Origin of the sequence: Streptomyces showdoensis, assembly GCF_039535475.1 — a bacterium.
Lineage (GTDB): Bacteria > Actinomycetota > Actinomycetes > Streptomycetales > Streptomycetaceae > Streptomyces > Streptomyces showdoensis.
In genome coordinates, this window is record NZ_BAAAXG010000026.1 from 2,413,030 (window position 1) to 2,429,961 (window position 16,932).

Annotated in this window: 18 protein-coding genes and 1 pseudogene; 9 read left to right on the top strand and 10 right to left on the bottom strand. The window is 73.0% G+C overall.

Annotation, left to right across the window (positions count from 1 at the left end; translation table 11 throughout):
* Positions 1-26: 26 nt before the first annotated feature.
* Positions 27-608, bottom strand: a complete 582-nt coding sequence (locus ABD981_RS24040) for a TetR/AcrR family transcriptional regulator (protein WP_046912049.1) — start codon at positions 606-608, stop codon at positions 27-29.
* Positions 609-834: 226 nt separating this feature from the next.
* Here ABD981_RS24040 and ABD981_RS24045 point away from each other — a divergent pair, with 226 nt between their 5' ends.
* The 3 genes from ABD981_RS24045 (at position 835) to ABD981_RS24055 (ending at position 3,234) form a co-directional block, all read left to right on the top strand.
* Positions 835-1,677, top strand: coding sequence for an SCO6745 family protein (locus ABD981_RS24045; RefSeq protein ID WP_046912059.1), 843 nt, complete (start codon positions 835-837; stop codon positions 1,675-1,677).
* A gap of 93 nt (positions 1,678-1,770) precedes the next feature.
* Positions 1,771-2,415 carry an HNH endonuclease family protein gene (locus ABD981_RS24050; protein WP_205628322.1) on the top strand — a complete coding sequence of 215 codons (645 nt, stop codon included), beginning with the start codon at positions 1,771-1,773 and terminating at the stop codon, positions 2,413-2,415.
* Positions 2,416-2,490: 75 nt separating this feature from the next.
* Complete coding sequence (locus ABD981_RS24055; protein ID WP_046912048.1) at positions 2,491-3,234, top strand: hypothetical protein; 744 nt, start codon at positions 2,491-2,493, stop codon at positions 3,232-3,234.
* A gap of 148 nt (positions 3,235-3,382) precedes the next feature.
* Here the strand turns inward: ABD981_RS24055 and ABD981_RS24060 are convergent, their stop codons facing one another.
* Both ABD981_RS24060 and ABD981_RS24065 read right to left on the bottom strand, forming a co-directional pair.
* Complete coding sequence (locus tag ABD981_RS24060) at positions 3,383-4,159, bottom strand: hypothetical protein (protein ID WP_046912047.1); 777 nt, start codon at positions 4,157-4,159, stop codon at positions 3,383-3,385.
* A gap of 121 nt (positions 4,160-4,280) precedes the next feature.
* Positions 4,281-5,078 (bottom strand): DUF4352 domain-containing protein, encoded by a 798-nt coding sequence (locus ABD981_RS24065; RefSeq protein WP_046912046.1) that lies wholly within the window; start codon positions 5,076-5,078, stop codon positions 4,281-4,283.
* Between the two features lie 178 nt (positions 5,079-5,256).
* On the opposite strand from ABD981_RS24065, the pseudogene ABD981_RS24070 reads away from it, so the two are divergent.
* The 4 genes and pseudogenes from ABD981_RS24070 to ABD981_RS24085 all read left to right on the top strand — a co-directional run bounded on the left by ABD981_RS24070 (position 5,257) and on the right by ABD981_RS24085 (position 10,158).
* Positions 5,257-7,393, top strand: a pseudogene (locus ABD981_RS24070) (N-6 DNA methylase).
* Positions 7,394-7,470: 77 nt separating this feature from the next.
* Positions 7,471-8,109 carry a hypothetical protein gene (locus tag ABD981_RS24075; RefSeq protein WP_046910162.1) on the top strand — a complete coding sequence of 213 codons (639 nt, stop codon included), beginning with the start codon at positions 7,471-7,473 and terminating at the stop codon, positions 8,107-8,109.
* Positions 8,106-9,641 (top strand): serine/threonine-protein kinase, encoded by a 1,536-nt coding sequence (locus tag ABD981_RS24080; protein WP_046910161.1) that lies wholly within the window; start codon positions 8,106-8,108, stop codon positions 9,639-9,641. Before ABD981_RS24075 ends, ABD981_RS24080 begins: the two co-directional genes overlap by 4 nt.
* Positions 9,642-9,768: 127 nt before the next feature.
* Positions 9,769-10,158, top strand: a complete 390-nt coding sequence (locus tag ABD981_RS24085) for an LppU/SCO3897 family protein (protein WP_123954887.1) — start codon at positions 9,769-9,771, stop codon at positions 10,156-10,158.
* 75 nt (positions 10,159-10,233) lie between these two features.
* Here ABD981_RS24085 and ABD981_RS24090 read toward each other — a convergent pair whose 3' ends face one another.
* Complete coding sequence (locus ABD981_RS24090; RefSeq protein WP_131723913.1) at positions 10,234-11,955, bottom strand: RICIN domain-containing protein; 1,722 nt, start codon at positions 11,953-11,955, stop codon at positions 10,234-10,236.
* A gap of 453 nt (positions 11,956-12,408) precedes the next feature.
* On the opposite strand from ABD981_RS24090, the gene ABD981_RS24095 reads away from it, so the two are divergent.
* Positions 12,409-13,245 carry a helix-turn-helix domain-containing protein gene (locus ABD981_RS24095; RefSeq protein ID WP_240495373.1) on the top strand — a complete coding sequence of 279 codons (837 nt, stop codon included), beginning with the start codon at positions 12,409-12,411 and terminating at the stop codon, positions 13,243-13,245.
* Positions 13,246-13,249: 4 nt separating this feature from the next.
* Here ABD981_RS24095 and ABD981_RS24100 read toward each other — a convergent pair whose 3' ends face one another.
* From ABD981_RS24100 to ABD981_RS24110, 3 genes are all read right to left on the bottom strand, one after another.
* Positions 13,250-13,375 carry a chitin binding peritrophin-A domain-containing protein gene (locus tag ABD981_RS24100; protein ID WP_123954886.1) on the bottom strand — a complete coding sequence of 42 codons (126 nt, stop codon included), beginning with the start codon at positions 13,373-13,375 and terminating at the stop codon, positions 13,250-13,252.
* Between the two features lie 88 nt (positions 13,376-13,463).
* A complete protein-coding gene (gene gcvH, locus ABD981_RS24105) occupies positions 13,464-13,844 on the bottom strand; it encodes a glycine cleavage system protein GcvH (protein WP_046910157.1) in 381 nt (126 codons plus the stop codon).
* Between the two features lie 187 nt (positions 13,845-14,031).
* Positions 14,032-14,859, bottom strand: a complete 828-nt coding sequence (locus ABD981_RS24110) for a helix-turn-helix domain-containing protein (RefSeq protein WP_345530379.1) — start codon at positions 14,857-14,859, stop codon at positions 14,032-14,034.
* Between the two features lie 158 nt (positions 14,860-15,017).
* Between ABD981_RS24110 and ABD981_RS24115 the strand changes: the two genes are divergently transcribed.
* The gene (locus ABD981_RS24115; RefSeq protein WP_046910155.1) at positions 15,018-15,401 is read left to right on the top strand and encodes a hypothetical protein; all 384 of its coding nucleotides are present in this window, start codon (positions 15,018-15,020) and stop codon (positions 15,399-15,401) included.
* A 4-nt stretch (positions 15,402-15,405) separates the two neighbouring features.
* Here ABD981_RS24115 and ABD981_RS24120 read toward each other — a convergent pair whose 3' ends face one another.
* The 3 genes from ABD981_RS24120 to ABD981_RS24130 form a co-directional block, all read right to left on the bottom strand.
* A complete protein-coding gene (locus tag ABD981_RS24120; protein WP_046910154.1) occupies positions 15,406-15,885 on the bottom strand; it encodes a hypothetical protein in 480 nt (159 codons plus the stop codon).
* A gap of 77 nt (positions 15,886-15,962) precedes the next feature.
* The gene (locus tag ABD981_RS24125; RefSeq protein ID WP_046910153.1) at positions 15,963-16,424 is read right to left on the bottom strand and encodes a MarR family winged helix-turn-helix transcriptional regulator; all 462 of its coding nucleotides are present in this window, start codon (positions 16,422-16,424) and stop codon (positions 15,963-15,965) included.
* A complete protein-coding gene (locus tag ABD981_RS24130; protein WP_046910152.1) occupies positions 16,421-16,909 on the bottom strand; it encodes a MarR family winged helix-turn-helix transcriptional regulator in 489 nt (162 codons plus the stop codon). The genes ABD981_RS24125 and ABD981_RS24130 overlap by 4 nt, the downstream gene beginning before the upstream one ends.
* Positions 16,910-16,932: the final 23 nt, after the last annotated feature.

A 16,932-nucleotide genomic window follows, 5' to 3' on the forward strand; every position in this document is an offset into this window, starting at 1 on the left:
GGGTGACAAGTCTTGATCGACTTCGGCTATTCCCGCCCCTCGCCGTCGAGTTGGGCGGAGCCGAGGAGTCCGGTCAGCGCGCGGAACACCTCGCCCGGATCCCGGTCGCCGAGCGGGGCGTCGAGGTTGTGGGTGAGGAGCAGGGTCGCGAAACCGTGGGCCAGCGACCAGGCGGCGATCCCGGTGTCGCGCGGCGCGTCGGTGGTGACCGGGAGTCCGGTGACGCCCGCGCGGAGCTCGGCGCCGGCCCGCTCCTTGGCGGCGAGCAGCTCCGGGTCGTCCGCGCGGTGCAGGTCGGGCTGGAACATCACCTGGAAGTGCGCCGGGTGGGCCGCCGCGAAGCGGACGTACCGCACCCCGCGTTCCCGCAGGTCGGGCGCGTCGGCGAGGGCCTCGGCGAGGAGCTCGTAGCCCTGTGCGGCGATCGCGGTGAGCAGGCCCGTGCGGTCCTTGAAGTGGTGGGCGGGGGCCGCGTGCGAGACGCCCGCGCGGCGGGCGAGGTCGCGCAGGCTGAGCCCGGCGGGGCCCTCGGTGGCGATCACGTCGAGGGCGGCGGCGAGCACGGCCTGCCGCAGGTCGCCGTGGTGGTAGGTGCGCCGACTGGTCATGGCAGCAGCGTACGCGGGATCTAGGCATTGACAAGTTCGGAGTGCGGGAGGAATCTAGTCAGTGACAAGATGATGCGGGACGGGAGACGTCGTGAACGTGCAGAACTCGCAGGACGTGCGGAACGCGCAGGGTGTCGGGAGTGTCGAGGGCGCGCGGGGCGCCGAGGGTGCGGAGGGTCTGTGGGGTCTGCGGGGCCAGGTCGTGGAGCCCGGGCGCGTGCGCCAGATGTGGCACCTGCTCGAACCCCTCCACGCCGTGCTCTACTACGCCCCCGAGGCCTTCGGTGAGGCCGCCGCCCTCGGCTACGGCGTCGACGAGCGCTGGCCCTCCTACTTCGCCTGGCGCGCCGCTCCCCTCGGTCCGGCCGGCGGCGTCCGGGTGGCCTCCGCGTTCTACAGCTTCGCCCCGGACATGGTGGACCGGTACGTCCCCGCCGCCTGGGACCTCGCCGCGCCCGCCGACGTCCTCGCCGCCCGGCTCCGTGCCGTCGACCGGACCTACCGGGCCGTCCTCGGCGACGGGACGGTCGAGGGCCCCGAGCTGGCGGAGGCCGCCGCGCTCGCCCGCCGCGCCGCCGAGGCCTCGGTGACCGCGGGCCGCCCGCTCGCCGCCGCCAACGCCGCACTGCCCTGGCCCGACGCCCCGCACCTCGTCCTGTGGCAGGCCGCCACGGTCCTGCGCGAACACCGAGGCGACGGACACCTCGCGGCACTCCTGGCCGCCGGCCTCGACCCGGTCGAGGCCCTGGTCTCCTTCGCCGCCGTCGGCGCCGCCGCCGAGCCCGTCTTCACGAGCCGCGGCTGGACCGAGGGGGAATGGGCCGCCGCCCGCGCACGCCTCGCCGCCCGCGGCCTCGTCGGCCCCGGCGGCACCGCCACCGCCGCCGGCCGCGCCCTGCGCGCCGAGGTCGAGCGCCGCACCGACGAACTGGCCGCGGCCCCCTGGGCCGCCCTCGGCCCGGAGGCCACGGCCCGGCTCGCCGACCTGCTCGGCGGGCCGTGGCTCGCGGTCATCGGCTCGGGGCTGCTGCCGGCGGAGAACACGCTGGGGATCGGGACGATCGGATAGCGGGTCCCATATCCCTGATCATGTATCAAATAGGATCTTCTGGTGCTGACGTATCAAAAGACCCTCATCGCCTCGGCCCTCGCCGTCCTCACCATGCTCGCCAGTGCCGCCTGCGGCCCCCTCGCGGGCGGCGGCGCGTCCGGTGACGGCAACGGCGCGCCCCCGAAGCCCGCGGCCGCCGGCACCGCGCTCGCCGCCGTGGACGCGCTCCCCGTGAAGGGGCGTGCGCCCAGGACCGGTTACGAGCGCGAGAAGTTCGGGCGCGCCTGGGTCGACGTCGACCGGAACGGCTGCGGCACCCGGGACGACATACTCCGGCGCGACCTGTCCGGCGTCCGCTTCGCCGACGGCCGGTGCAAGGTCGCCTCCGGGACGCTGGACGACGACCCGTACACCGGCGGCGCCGTCGCCTACGTGCGCGGGCGCAGCAAGGTCGACATCGACCACGTCGTGGCCCTCTCGGACGCCTGGCAGAAGGGGGCGCAGAAGTGGGCCCCGGACACCCGGGTGCGCTTCGCGAACGATCCGCTCAACCTGCTCGCGGTCGACTCGGCCGCCAACCGCCGCAAGTCGGACGGCGACGCCGCGACCTGGCTGCCGCCGAACAAGGCGTACCGGTGCGCGTACGTCGCCCGGCAGGCCGCCGTGAAGAAGAAGTACGGGGTGTGGGTGACGGCCGGGGAGCGCGACGCGATGAAGCGGGTGCTGGCGACGTGCCCGGAGCAGCGGCTGCCGTGAGGCTCGCGGGGAGGGGGCGGGTGACCAGGGAAAATCGTTTCTCCCCTGGTGGGAACGCCCGTTAACCTCACCGGCATGGACCTGCACATCACGACCCTCGCCGAACGCCCCGAACTCGAAGGGGCGCTGTGGCGGATGAAGGACCTCTGGCCGGAGTTCATGATGTACGACCCGGTCGGCTGGGCGAACATGGGGCAGATCGTCTCCGCGTTCCCCGAGTTCGTCCTCGTCGCCACCGACCCCGAAGGCAAGGTCGTGGCCCGCGCGTTCAGCGTGCCCTTCCAGCTCTCGGCCGAGGGCCGCGGCGAACTGCCCGGCACCGGCTGGGACCAGGTCCTGCTCTGGGCGTTCTCCGACCTCCGGCACGGGCGCACGCCCGACACGGTCAGTGCGATCGAGGTGACCGTGGACACGAGCGCGCTCGGCAACGGGCTCTCGCACATCATGCTGTCCGCCATGCGTGACAACGCCCGCCGCCTCGGCTTCGCCGAGGTGGTCGCCCCGGTGCGGCCCAACGGCAAGCACCTGGAGGCGGAGTCGTCCATGCACGAGTACGCCTTCCGCACCCGTGAGGACGGGCTGCCGGTCGACCCCTGGCTGCGCGTCCACGTCCGCGCGGGCGCCACGGTCGAGAAGGTCGCCCCGGCCTCGATGACCATCGGCGCCTCCGTGGAGCAGTGGCGCCGGTGGACCGGTCTGCCCTTCGACACCGACGGCCCCGTCGAGGTCGAGGGCGCCCTGGTGCCGGTGCACTGCGAGGTCTCCCGCGGCTACGCGGTGTACGTCGAGCCCAACGTGTGGGTCCGGCACGGTCTCTGAGGCTCTCGGGAGTCCCGTACGACGACGGAAGGCGTGAAGGCCGCTCCCCCGCAGCGGCCTTCACGCCTTTTCCGTTCCCCCTGCCGGGTCCCCCTCGGGCCCCGGGTCCCCCGGATCCCCCCCCGGGTTCCGGTTCTTCGCTCGGCCGTCAGCCGAGGTCCTTCTCGTCCACCACGTCCTTCGCCGGCGGCGTCTTCGCGTCGACCGGCTTGTCGTAGTCGGAGAAGGAGACCGTGCCGGGCTCCTTGCCGCCCGCCGTCACGATCTTCAGCAGGTACGGCTCGCCCTCCGTGGCCACGTAGAGGGTGGTCTTCTCGGAGTCGAAGGCCTGGGTGAGCATCAGTGCCTTCTTGCCGCCGACCGTGGTCTCCTTGCCCTTCACGGCCGTGTTGAGGCCCTGCTCGAACTCCGAGAGCAGCGACTTCAGGTCGCACAGCGCGAGGCTGTCCTTGGCGTCGGGGTCGTTGGCGTCCGTCTTCAGCCAGCGGCCCTTGAGCTGCTTCACGACCTCCGCCTGCACCTCGGCGGACTCGCCCTTCGCCTGCTCCTTGAGGAAGGCCTCGTCGAAGCGCATGTAGACGGACTTGGCGTCCGGCTTGATCAGCTCGGCGCTCCCCGTCGTGCCGATCGTCATCGTGCCGGCGCAGTGGCCCCGCACGTCGGTCGCGAGGCGGGCCTTGATCGGGCCGTCCGTGGTCTTCAGGGCGACGTCGAGGGTGAGCGAGTCCGCCGCCTTCGTCGCGCCGATCGCCTTGTTGGCGATCTGGGGGCCGCTCAGGTCCCCGAAGGGCCCGGCGGGCTTGGCCGGCTTCGCGTCGTCGTTCGTGCCGCCGGAGAAGGGGCCGCAGGCGGTCGCACCGATGGCGACGGCGGCGCACAGGGTCGCGGTGAGGGCGGCGCGGCGGAGGCGGACGGTGGCAGACATGGTGGTTCTCCGAGGGGGATGGGGGTGTGCGTGATGCGCGGGAGGAGGTTACGCGGGGAGCGCGGGAGGTACGGGGCGGGGGTGGCCGCCCGGGAGGCTGCCCGGACGACGGGGGCCGGGGTCAGCCGATCTTCAGGTCCCACTGCGAGGCGTTGTAGTCCAGGCCGGGGCCGACCTCTACCGTGAGGTCCTTGGCGGCGGCGGGGGCGTCGAAGGCGAAGGTGGCGGTGGCCTTCTTGCCGGGCAGGACCGTGCCGCTGAAGCCGCTGCCGACCTTGTCGTCGAAGATCTGCTCGGCCGTGGCGCCGTCCTTGCCCGCGCGGGCCTGCGCCGTCACCAGTGCGGTGTCGAACTTCTTCTTGCCGCCGTTCTCGATGGTGACGGTGACCTGGTAGGCCTTGTTGCCCTTGGTGTGGCCCATGGCGAACTCGCCGGGGGAGTACGTCTTGGCCTCGGTCACGGTGACCTTCAGGTCGTCGTCGTAGACGACGGTGTCGCCGGCCGCGAGCGGCTTGTCCTTGCCGGCCGCGCCGCCCGCGTCGCCCTTGCCCGCCGGGCTCTTGGAGCTCGGGTCCTTCGGGGCGGAGTCCTTGATCGCCTTGTCGATCTCGTCCACCGCGTCGCTGACGGCGGTGAAGGTGATGACCGCGCCGACCACCGAGAGGACCAGGGCCGCGAGGCCGAGGATCGCGCCGGTCAGGGTCACACCCTTGTTGTTCGCCTCGCCGCGCTTCACGCGGCCCTTGCCGACCAGGCCGAGGATCAGCGCGATCAGGCCGAGGATTCCGGCCAGCCAGAAGAACAGCGGGATGAGGCCGGACAGCGTGCCGATGATGCCGAGGATCAGGGCCGCGGTGCCCAGCCCGTTGCGCATGACCGCCGGGGTCGGGGCGTGCGGGAGCTGCGTGTCGTACGACATGGGTGTGTCCTCCCGGACAGTGAGTTTGTCTGGCGCGATGGATCAATAACAACAGAGACTGTGAACCGAGTCAACACGGTTCACGAGAAATGGATCGGCTCACGCTGTGAAGTGGTGCGGGCGTTGTTCGTCAGTAAGATCGGCGTCACACACACGGCAATGAGGGGAGTTGAGGCAGGTGCCCGACAGCGCAGCAGAGGTGACCGCCGCGGGCATCGCCCGTCTCGCGGGGGTCGGCCGGGCGGCCGTCAGCAACTGGCGCCGCCGTCACGCCGACTTCCCCAAGCCCGTCGGCGGTACGGAGACCAGCCCCTCCTTCGCCCTCGCCGACGTCGAGGAGTGGCTGCGCACCCAGGGCAAGCTGGCCGAGGTCCCGCTGCGCGAGCGCGTCTGGCAGCTCGTCGCCGGTCACCCCGCCGGCGCCGTCACCGCCCTCGTCCACGCGGGCTGCGCGCTCCTCCTCGTACGGGACCGGCGGGCGGCCTGGCCGGCGCTGGCCGCGGTGCCGGACGAGCGGCTCGCGGAGGTGCTCCCGGTCCCGCTGGAGGAGGCGCTGACCGAGCGCCTCGGCGCCGAGCGGGCCGTCCGCACCCCCTCGGCCGCCGAACTCACCCCCTCCGTCCCCCTCCTGCGCGGCGTCGTGGAGCTCGCCGCCGCCGCCGCGGCGGCCCCCGCGGCGGCCCCCCCCGACCGCCACCGGCGCCACCCCGGCGCCCGACACCACCGGCGCCCACGACGCCTACGCGTTCCTCCTCGGGCGCCACCTCGACGCCAACCCGCGCCAGTACACGCTGACCCCGCCCGGCCCCGCCGCCCTCATGGCCGCGCTCGCCGGGCCCGCGGCCGGCGTCCTCGACCCCGCCTGCGGCACCGGCGCCCTGCTCGCCGCCGCCCTGCCCGCCGGGGGCGTGCGCGGCGCCCTCCACGGCCAGGACGCCGACCCCGACCTGGCCGCGCTGACCGCCCTGCGCCTGGCCCTCTCCGGCGACGCCGACGTGCGCGTCCACGCGGGGGACACCCTGCGCGCCGACGCCTTCCCGGCGCTCCTCGCCGACGCCGTGCTGTGCCACCCGCCGTTCAACGAGCGCAACTGGGGCCACGACGAGCTGGCCTACGACCCCCGCTGGGAGTACGGCTTCCCGGCCCGCACGGAGTCCGAACTGGCCTGGGTCCAGCACTCCCTGGCCCGTCTGCGCCCCGGCGGCACCGCCGTCCTGCTCATGCCGCCCGCCGCCGCTTCCCGCCGCTCCGGCCGCCGCATCCGCGCCGACCTGCTGCGCCGCGGCGCCCTGCGGGCCGTCGTCGCCCTCCCGGCCGGCGCGGCGCCCCCGTACGGCATCCCGCTCCACCTGTGGGTGCTGCGCAGGCCCGTCCCCGGTGAGCGGCCCCCCGCCGAACTGCTGCTCGTCGACACGGCCTCGGACCACACCCCGACCGGCGCCGCCGGCCGCGACCGGCTCGACTGGCCCGCCGTGGAGGCCGCCGTCCTGGACGCCTGGCGGCCCTTCGACCGGGACGGCGTCCTCGCCGAGACGCCCGGCGAGAGCCGGGGCGTCCCCGTCGTCGAGCTCCTCGACGACGACGTCGATCTGACCCCCGCCCGCCACCTCCCGCCGCCCGCCGCCGCCGAGGGCGCCGCACAGCTGGCGGGCGTGCGCGAGCGGCTGACCGAGACCCTGCGCCGCACCCGCGAGCTGACCCCGCCGCCCGCCGCGAGCCCCGCCCCCGGCGGCCCGGGCCGGCCCGCGACGACGGTCGGCGAGCTCGCCCGCGCGGGCGCCCTCACGCTCCGCGCGGGAGGTTCGGGGACGGCCGCCCCGGGCGCCCCCGTCGCCGTCCTCACCGACGCCGACGTCCTCGCCGGCCACGCGCCCTCCGGCGTGCTGCCCGAGGCCCCGGCCGAAGGCCCGGGGGAGGAGCCGGTGCTGCTCGCCGCCGGCGACGTCGTCGTCCCCGTCCTCGGCGGAGGCTCCGTCACCCGGGTCGTCGACCCGGCCACCGCGGGCGCCGCCCTCGGCCGCAACGTGCACCTGCTGCGCCCCGACCCGGCCGCCCTGGACCCCTGGTTCCTGGCCGGCTTCCTGCGCGCCACCGCCAACAACCGGCAGGCCAGCTCGTACGCCTCGACCGCCACCCGGCTCGACGTCCGCCGCCTCCAGCTGCCCCGCCTCCCGCTCGCGGAACAGCAGCGCTACGGGGAGCGGTTCCGCGCCCTGGCGGAGTTCGAGGAGGCGCTGCGCGAGGCGGGACGGCTCGGCGAGCAGCTGGTGCAGGGGATGTACGACGGGCTCGCGGACGGCACCGTGGCTCCCTGAAGCTCCCTGACGGCGCGGGCCGCACTTGTATACGCTCGTCCTCGACAACAGAGCCATTCAGGTGACCAGGAGCAGGAATGTACGGCCACGGCCACCCGCAGCCCGCGCCGCCGCAGCGCGGTGTTCCCGCCTCGGTCATCGTGCTGCGGGTGCTCTTCGTCGTGCTCCCGCTGGTCAGCATCGGGCTGCTCGCCTGGGCGACGGCCCTGCGGATCGCACTGCTCACCCGCCGGGTCGTCGACTGGATCCTGCTCGGGGTCTCGGTCGCCGTCGTCATCGCCGGGATCGTGCTGATGCCGGAGGACGAGAACACCAGCCGGGCCGACTGGGCCGTGGGGATGATCCTGCTCAACGCGGTGGCGTTCACGGCGTACTTCCTGGTCGTGGACATCCGCCACGACCACACCGGCCGCGCGGCGGTCCCGCCGCAGCCGTACAACCCGTACGCGGCGACGGTCCCGCAGCACCGGCACCCGCAGGCCCAGCCGCAGCAACTCCCGTACCAGCAGCCGCAGCCGTCCTACGGCTACCCGCAGCCCCAGCCGGTACCGCAGCCCCAGCCGGTACCGCAGCCGTCCCACCCCCGGCCCCCGGCCGTCACCCCGCCGCCGGTGCCCCCCGCGGCGAGCCCCCGCATCGACCAGGTCCGCGCCGAGCTCGACGAGCTCAGCGACCTCCTCCGCAAGGACAAGGACCCCCGGGAAGGCGGGCGGTGAACGGGCGGGTCATCGGCGGGCGCTACGAGCTGTCCACCCTGATCGGCCAGGGCGGCATGGGCCAGGTCTGGACGGCGTACGACGGCCGGCTGGACCGCCGGGTCGCGGTGAAGCTGCTCAGCCCCGTCGCCATCAGCGGCCCGGCGACGGCGGCCCAGGAGCTGCGCCGCCGATTCGTGCGCGAGTGCCGGGTCACCGCCCAGGTCGGCCACCCCGGGCTCGTCACCGTCCACGACGCGGGCAGCGACGGCGACGACCTGTACCTGGTCATGCAGTACGTGGAGGGCGCCGACCTCGCCGACCACCTCGCCGAGCAGGACCCGTACCCCTGGCCCTGGGCGGTCTCCGTCGCCGCGCAGCTGTGCGCGGTGCTCGCGGCCGTGCACGCGGTGCCGATCGTGCACCGCGACCTCAAGCCGCGGAACGTGATGGTCCGCCCCGACGGCACCGTCATCGTGCTCGACCTGGGCGTCGCCTCCGTCCTCGACACCGACACCACCCGCCTCACCCACACCGGCTCGCCCATCGGCAGCCCCGCCTACATGGCGCCCGAGCAGGCGATGGGCGGCGCCGTCGGGCCGTACACCGACCTGTACGCGCTCGGCGTGCTCCTCCACGAACTCCTCAGCGGCAACGTGCCCTTCGCCGGCTCGACCGCGCTCGGCGTGCTCCACCGCCACCTGTACGAGGCGCCCGTCCCGGTCCGCCGGATCCGGCCCGAGGTGCCCGAGGCCCTCGAAGCGCTCGTGCTGCGCCTGCTGGCGAAGGACCCGCTGGCCCGCCCCTCGGGCGCGCAGGAGGTGTACGAGCACCTGCTCCCGCTGCTGCCGCCGCGCGGCGCGCCGGGGCCGTCGGGTCCGCTCGACCCGACCCGCCCCTTCCGCCGCCCGCACGCCCCCTGGCCCGACCACGCGGTGCAGGCCGCCGTGCCCCCGCCGCCGTCCGTGCCGCCCGCCCCCGCGAAGCCGGACGTGGCCGCCGCGGTGGACGAGGTGAAGCGCCTGCTCGGCGAGGGGTCCCTGACGCAGGCCGTGGACATGCTCGGCGGCATCCTCCCGGCGGCGGCCGCGGAGCACGGCGAGCACTCGCCGGTCGTCCGCATCCTGCGCAAGCAGTACGCGTCGACGCTGATGGACGACGGCCAGTACCGGCGGGCCCTGCCCGAGCTGCGCCGCCTCGCGGAGGACCGCGCGGCGGAGGCGGGCCCGGCCGATCCCCAGACCCTTCAATTCCGTTATGACGCGGCCCAGTGCCTGGAGCAGCTCGGCGACCCGTCGGCGGCGCTCGCCGAGTACCGCGCCCTGCTGCCGTACTTCGAGCACGGCACGGCCCCGGACCAGCAGACCCGCGCGTTCGACATCCGGCACCGGGTCGGGCTGCTGCTGCTCGCCATGGGGGACCACGGGGCGGGCCGGGCGCAGTTGCGGGCGCTGCTGTTCGACGCGGAGCGCGTGCACGGGGCCTATCACCCGCTGGTGGCGGACCTGCGGCGGGCGCTGGCGCGGCAGCAGGCGGTGGATCCCCGGCTGTGACCTGACGGACCGGCAGGATCACGACTCCGTATCTGATGGGCAAACGGAGAGAAGAGATCCGTTTTGGTCGTTTCGCGGTGTGTAACGTGCGCGTTCGATCATGTCCACGCCGTTCAAGGATTCCTCCATGACCACGCCTCCACCGTCCGACCCGTTCGCCGCCGCGCCCGCCCAGGCGCCCGCTCCCGAGAAGAAGGGCGGCGCGCTGAAGAAGATCGGTGGCTTCGTGGTCCTCCTCGTGGTCGGTCTCGCCGTGAAGCTCGGCCTCCCGTACGTCACCGGTGAGGCCCCCGTGCACGCGAAGGCCGGCGAGTGCGTGACCGTCAGCGGCAAGGAGAACGACCCCAAGGTCGACTCCCAGCCGTGCGACTCGGGCAAGCCCGACCTGTACAAGGTCGTCAAGGTCGTCGACGACACCTTCGACGTCGAGAAGTGCGGCACGGTGGGCGAGGTCGCCCTGGCGCAGCAGCTCGACTCGGACAAGTTCGTGCTCTGCCTGAACGCCGTCAAGAAGTAATCGCGCACTGCGCGAAGGGAAAGGGCCGGCCCGCGGGGGGTCGGCCCTTCTCCGTCTTCCGTTCCGGATGCCGGCTCAGAAGCCCTTCACGGACCAGTCCTGGGCGTCGGGCAGCGTCCCCGTGGACTTCGTCCACAGGGTGAGGACGGTGCCGTCCGCCAGGGAGTTGCCCTTCGTGGCGATGGCCTTGCCGTAGTCGTTGACGAGCAGCCCGGTCACGGCGTCGGGGGTGAAGCGCTGGACGTCGCTTGACGGGTTGCACGTCCACAGGGTGAGGACGGCGCCGTCGACGTTCGCCCCGTTGGCCTTCGGGGTCAGGCAGCGCCCGCTCGCCTGGTGGACGAGGAACCGGTTCACCGGGTCGTAGCGCCAGCGCTGGAGCTCGGACCCCGTGCACGACCAGACGGTGACGGCGGTCCCGTTCGCCGTCGCGTTCCCCAGCGGCGTCGCGCAGATCGCCCCCGCCCGGTGCCGGTTGGTCAGCCAGCCCCAGCCGTCCGTGGTGGCCGCGCCCGCCGCCGGATCGACGGAGAACACCACGCGCCGCCCGCCGCTCGCGTTCTCCAGCGCCTCGTTGTAGCCCCACAGACGCCCCGCGCGGGGGTCGTACGAGAGTCCCTGCGTCAGGTACGGCGCCTGGGTGAGCACCCGGGGCGCCTCGCCCGCGCGGGCCGCGTGGAGGCACGCGTAGCCGCCGGGATACCCGGTCGGGCAGCTCCCGCTCAGGTAGAAGGTGTCACCGCCCTTGGCGATGCCCTGGATGCCGGTGACCGGGCTCGTGTACGCCGTGCCGTACGAGACGACCCGCTCGGGCGCCCCCGCCTCCAGGCCGTCGAGCGGCCAGCGGACGATCCGGGCGCCGCCCTCGGAGCGGTGCTCGGTCGAGACGAGCGCGGGGCCGTTCGCGGTGTCGGAGAGGTCGACGCTCAGGCTGCTCATGCAGAGCTCGCCGAAGTTCTCGGCGGCGGGCCCGCAGGCGCGCGGGGTGCCCCGCAGGAAGGCCGTGGAGGGGTCGTCGAGGGTCGCCGTGCTGATGGTGCTGTAGCGGGCCACGAGCGGCAGCGCCCAGCGGTGGTGGCGGGCCGAGCTCTTCCCGTCCGCCGCCCGTCCGGTCGCGGCCGCGGTGGTGTCCGTCATCCGCCACAGGTGGTTCAGGTCGTACACCTGGAGCTCGGCGCCGTTGGCGACGAAGAGCCGGTCCTTGTACCAGGCGACGCCGTCCGCGTGCGAGGGGAAGACCGGCTTCTTGAAGTCGCCGCCGGCGACCGGCTCCACCAGGGCGATGTGCCCGTACGAGACGGGGGCGCCGCCGCCGGCCGACTCGGCGATCGAGACGCGGGTGTACTCCTCGGGCTGGTTCAGCACCCCGAAGTACCAGGACGCGGCGAACAGGGTGCGGCCCCGGTACGTGCCGTCGGCCGAACCGGACACGTGCGCCCCGGCGAAGCCCTGCGGCATCCACCCGCCGCCCGCGTCCGTGTACCCGGTCCTGTCGTCCTGGTCGTCCCAGCAGAACCCGTCGGGCCGCAGCGCCCCGTTGAGCCCGGTCGGATGGCACAGCCCGGGGCGCCCGGTCCGGGAGCCGAGCACCTCGGTGACCGGGGCCGTGGAGACCCCCGCGGACTCCACGGCCGAGATCAGGTCGGTCTTGACCCCGTCGACGCGGGTCAGGGTGAAGCGGGCGTCGAAGGGTTCGACGGTCGTGCCGGCGGTCGGGGCGGCTTGCGCGGCCGGGGCTGTGGGCAGGAGTGCGGAGGCGGCCAGCGCAGCCCCCACCACGAGTCTGGTCAGTCTCATCCCGGCAGCTTAGGCACCGGGTTGTGAGCGGACGCGTCGCGGTGGCCCGCTCCGGGGCGGGGCGCGAGACAAAAGAAAAGAACCCAGGGAAAGAACCAACCCCACCCCTCCCACCTCCCCGAGTCGGCGCACGTCAGCGCCGATCCTGGCTCGTCACCCACACGAGGGAACTGTGCCAACTGGGCTGGATTGGGGGCAGGTTGCCTGGCATATGCTCGCGGCGACCGCACTGAAAAACAGTTCGGCCCCCGGCCGGGACTAGCGATCCCGACAGAGGGCCTGACCACCGAGGAAGCGAAACCCTTCCCGATGGATGAAAAGAACCCTAGCGCGCCCGCGTGCGCGTTGCCCGCGACTCTCCCGACTGCCACCCGATCCGGTGTCGGCCACGTCAGGACGAAGCTGACGAGCGGCTTCACGATCGTCGACAACAGCCTTCTGCAGCACGGGCAGATGAGCCTCACCGCGATCGCCCTCTCCGGCCACATCCAGTCGCTGCCGGAGGGTGCCAGCGTCTCGATCCGCGCGCTCGCCCAGCGCTTCCCGGAGGGCGAGGTCCGTATCGCCGCCGCTATGCGGGAACTCGAGCGGCACGGCTACCTGGAACGCCGCCGGGTGCGCCTGCCCAACGGCCGGGTGATCACCCGGACGATGGCGTACACCGTCCCGAAGGCGTCACCCGAAGCGGCCGAGGAGCCGAAGCGACGGCCGCAGCCGAAGCACCGGCCGCAGCCGAAGCACCGGCCGCAGTCGCAGCCTGCGGCTGTCGTAGCCCCCGGCCCGACCTCGGACCCGGACCACGAGCCGGACCCGGACCCCGACCCGCCGTCGGGCGGCGGCGCGCCGCCACCGCCCCCTTCTCCCGTACGGGAAGCAGCCCCACGCCCGCCGAGGCCCGCGCGGCCACCCGTGCCGCTGCCGCCCCCCGCAGGCCCCGCCGCCGAACTCCTCCTGGGCCTGCGGGTCCAGGAACCCCGCCTCACCCTCTCGACCCGCGACGTCGAACGGCTGACACCCGGCGTGGACGCCTGGTTCGCCCGGGGCGCGACTCCCGACGCGGTACGCCGCACGCTCACCGCCTGCCTGCCCGACGACCTGAAATACCCGGCCGGGATCCTCGACTACCGCCTGACCAGCCTGCTCCCGCCGCCCCTCCCGGCCGCACCCACGCCGACCCACCTGGCCCCGCACCCCTTCCAGACGTGCGACGACTGCGACCGGGCGTTCAGAGCCCCGGAACCGGGCCTGTGCCGGGACTGCCGGGAGGCGCGGCGGGGGAGTGCCGCGTGAAGCGCTAGGGGAGGAGGTGGTCGCCTTCCACCCGGCCCGCCGCGTCCGGCCAGTTGCAGGTGTTCAGCGACATGTCCCAGTGCAGGCCCTTGGAGCAGTCGAACCGGTAGGCGGTTCCGTTGGAGCTCACGGTGTTCTCCCGGTTCCTCGGACTGTGCGCTGATCAACGCCCGCCAAGGGCGAGAGGAGACGGTCGTGGCTCCTGGCTTCGAGAACTTCTAGCCGATCAGCTTCGTGTAGTCGGCGGGGGAGAGCAGGCCGTCGGTCGTGGCGCCCTTGCCCAGCTTGATCTTGAACAGCCACGTGTCGTACGGGTCGCTGTTGACGTCCTCGGGTGAATCCGAGGCGTCCGCGTTGACTGCGACGACCTCGCCGGTCAGCGGCGAGTAGATGTCGGACGCGGCCTTGACCGACTCCACGACGCCGATGGCGTCACCTGCCTCGACCTGCTTGCCGACCGGCGGGAGTTCGAGGAAGACGATGTCGCCGAGGGTGTTCTGCGCGTGGTCGGTGATGCCCACGGTGCAGGTGCCGTCGGACTCCTTGAGGATCCACTCGTGCTCGTCGGTGTAGAGCAGCGCGGTGGGGACGTTCGACATGGGGGACTCCGGCTCTGACGGGGGGTGGATGATCAAACGGGGTCATCATCTCCACCCAGAGTCAGCGCCGGGTCACTTTCCGGGTTCCTGGCGCACTCACGTCACCTCAATGGATGGTGGCGGCCTTCACGTCGTCCACGAACGCGGACCAGGCGGCGGGCCCGAAGGCGAGGGTGGGCGCCGGTCCTCAGGCCGGCTGCTCCCGTTGTGCTTTCTCAAGCATGCGCATGATGAACCTCCGTGATTCCGCGGGGGAAAGGGCCAGGTCGCGCACGTCGTCGTACCGGGCCTGCAAGTGTTCCACGTCGGCCGAGGCGTCAATCTGAGTGCCCGAGAAGCCGGTCTCCACCCAGGCCACCACTCGGGCATCGGTGAGTCGCAGGAAAGTCACGTTGGTGCTGTTCAGGGCATGCGGACCGGCGGAATGAGGCAACACTTGAAGGGTCACGTTCCGCTGATCGCTCACGGTGAGAAGGTGCTCCAACTGCTCCTGCCAGTGGGTTGGATCAGGCAACGGCGTGCGCAACACGGTCTCAGAGAGGATCGCGCGGAAGGTGACGGCGTCGGCCCCCTTCAGCACCTCTTGGCGCTCGAGGCGCAGCTTGATCTGGCGCTCTAGTTCCTCGCCTTCGTGGGAGCCTTGCTCCATCAACCTGCGCGCATATCGCTCGGTCTGAAGCAGGCCCGGCAGCAAGCAGACCGCGTACTCCCAGATGCTGACCGCCTCGGCCTCCAGGTCGAAGTACTGGCGGTACTCCATGCGGGTCGGAGGCCGGTCGCCCACCGCGACCTCCCATAGGGCCAGCAGCATTTCCGGCAGCTGGTAGAAGGTGTCCAGCGCCTTGACCACCTCCGGGCCGCCCAGCGTCTTACCCCGCTCCATCTTGGAGAAGAGCGTCGGGTCCCAGCCCACCGCCGCTCCCAGCGCCCTGCAGCTCAGCCGGCGTGCCAGTCTCAACTTGTGCAGCTCTTCCGCGAAGCGCTTGCGCGGATCCTGGCTGCGGCCCGTGATCACTCGTCTCGGCGGCACTACGCACCCCTCCGTGGAAGATGTGGAATTACCGGAAGGGGAGTGGGGAACCGCGACCAGGCAACCGGCCTCCCGACCCCATCCCGGGTCCATCCTCGACATGCCCCATCACGGAGGGTAGTCCACGGACAGGAGTGGTTGTCATGGAATGCGGCACTTTCGTGTACGACGAAGTGGCTTGTGTGGTAGGGGAGTTCCGGGGTCGTGCCGGGCCGTACGTCATGATCCGGCCGCTCGGCGGCGGGCGCGAGTGGCAGGCCGACCCCGACCACGTACGGCTCGCCACGCAGGACGAACGGCTGAGCGCGGGCGTGCGCGCCGTGAACGAGCGGGCGCGGGCGGCGGCCGTGGCGCTGCTGGACGTGGAGGTGCCGTCGCCGCCCGTGCCGGTGCCGGGGTGTGCGGAGTGTGACGGGCTCGCGGACCGGCGGCGGGACGCGCGGCTGCGGTACGACGGGAGCGCGGAGGCGGACGCGAACGTGCTCCTCCGCCGCCATCTGGCGGGGGAGGAGCACGCGGAGCCGTAAGGCGTCAGGTCCGGGTCACGGTGTACTTCGAGCGGGCGTCCGCGACCGGCTCGTAGTGGAGGGAGCCTGTGAGGCCCTCGTACGTTCCCGTGCCGCCGGTGATCACGCCGTCGAAGGCCTTCGGCTCGACGCCGTCGTGCGGGACCTCGAACAGGGTCTGCGACGTGATCTGGCCGCCGTCGTCGAAGCGGAAGGTCACCGTGCACAGCGTCCTGTCGTAGCTCGCCCCGACCAGCTCCAGGACGCAGGTGCGGTACGTGTTGCCGATTGTCTCGTCGTCCGTGTCGCGGATGACGCCCCGGCTGCCGTAGGGGACGCCCAGTTGCGGGGTGCCTCCGGCCAGGGGTGTGCCGACTCCGTCGACCACGATCGTCGGCGGCCCGTCCACCGCGCTCGCCGGGCTCGCCGCACCCGCCGGGCTCGCCGCGCCCGCCATCAGTGCCGTCACCGTCGCGGCGACCGCCAGTCCTCGCCGTGCCACCATGCCTCTCCTCACGCTCCGTCCCCCTCTTCGCAAGGGGACATGGGGAGCGGCGCTCTCCGCATCTCGGCTTCGGCCTTTCAGCCGGTGGTACCCGCCAGCTCCGCGTTCGCGCGCTCCGTGACCAGGTGGAGGACGCGGCCCGCGACTTCCAGGTCCTCGGCCGGGATGCCGGCGTAGAGGCGGGCGGAGATCTCGGCGGTCTCCGTGCTCGTGGTGTCGAGGAGGTCCTGACCGGCGGGGCTGAGGCGCAGGCGCGCCGGGTCGGCCGGGTCCGGCTCCAGGAGCTTCGCCGCGGTCAGTCCGTCGACGACCTCCCGTACGGCCGGCTCCTCGGTCTTCAACGAGTTGATGACGTCGGCCACGAGCCGGTCGGGGGTGACGGAGCCGCCCGCGAGGGTGACGGCCTTGAGCGTCACGCTCTCGTGGAAGGCCAGCCCGTGGCGGGTCAGGACGCTCTCCAGGACGGCGCGGGAGGCGTAGTGGGCGAGGGCGATGACGCGGCCGTTGGCGGTGGGTGCGGCGGGGGCGTTCGTGGTCATGACTGTTCCTTCTCTTCGGCGTCGTGGACGTGCGGATCGAGAGGTACGTCGAGCAGGGTGGCGAGCTCTGCGGTGAACTGCTCGGCTCGCGGGCCGTGCTGCCCCCCGAGCGGCTCCAGGAGCTGGTCGAGCAGCCCCTGGATCACCGTGATCGCGCGCCGGGTGACCTCGCGCCCCTGCGCGGTGAGCTCCAGGCGCATCGCGCGGGGATCGGCCGGGTCCCGGGTGCGGGCGAGCTGCCCGCCCGACTCCAGGGTGCGGACCAGCTTCGAGACGTACAGCGCCTCAAGGCCGGTGTGGTCGGCGAGTTCGCGCTGGCTGGGGCGCTGTCCGGAGCGCCCCATGCCGTAGAGCGAGGCCATCACCGCGTACTGCGCGTGGGTCATCCCCAGGGGGGTGAGCGCGCGGTCGACGGCCACCCGCCATTTCATGGAGAGGCGCCAGACCAGGAATCCGGCGGTGGCGCCCTCGGCTGCTGAACTCATGCCGAATACCGTACATGGCTACT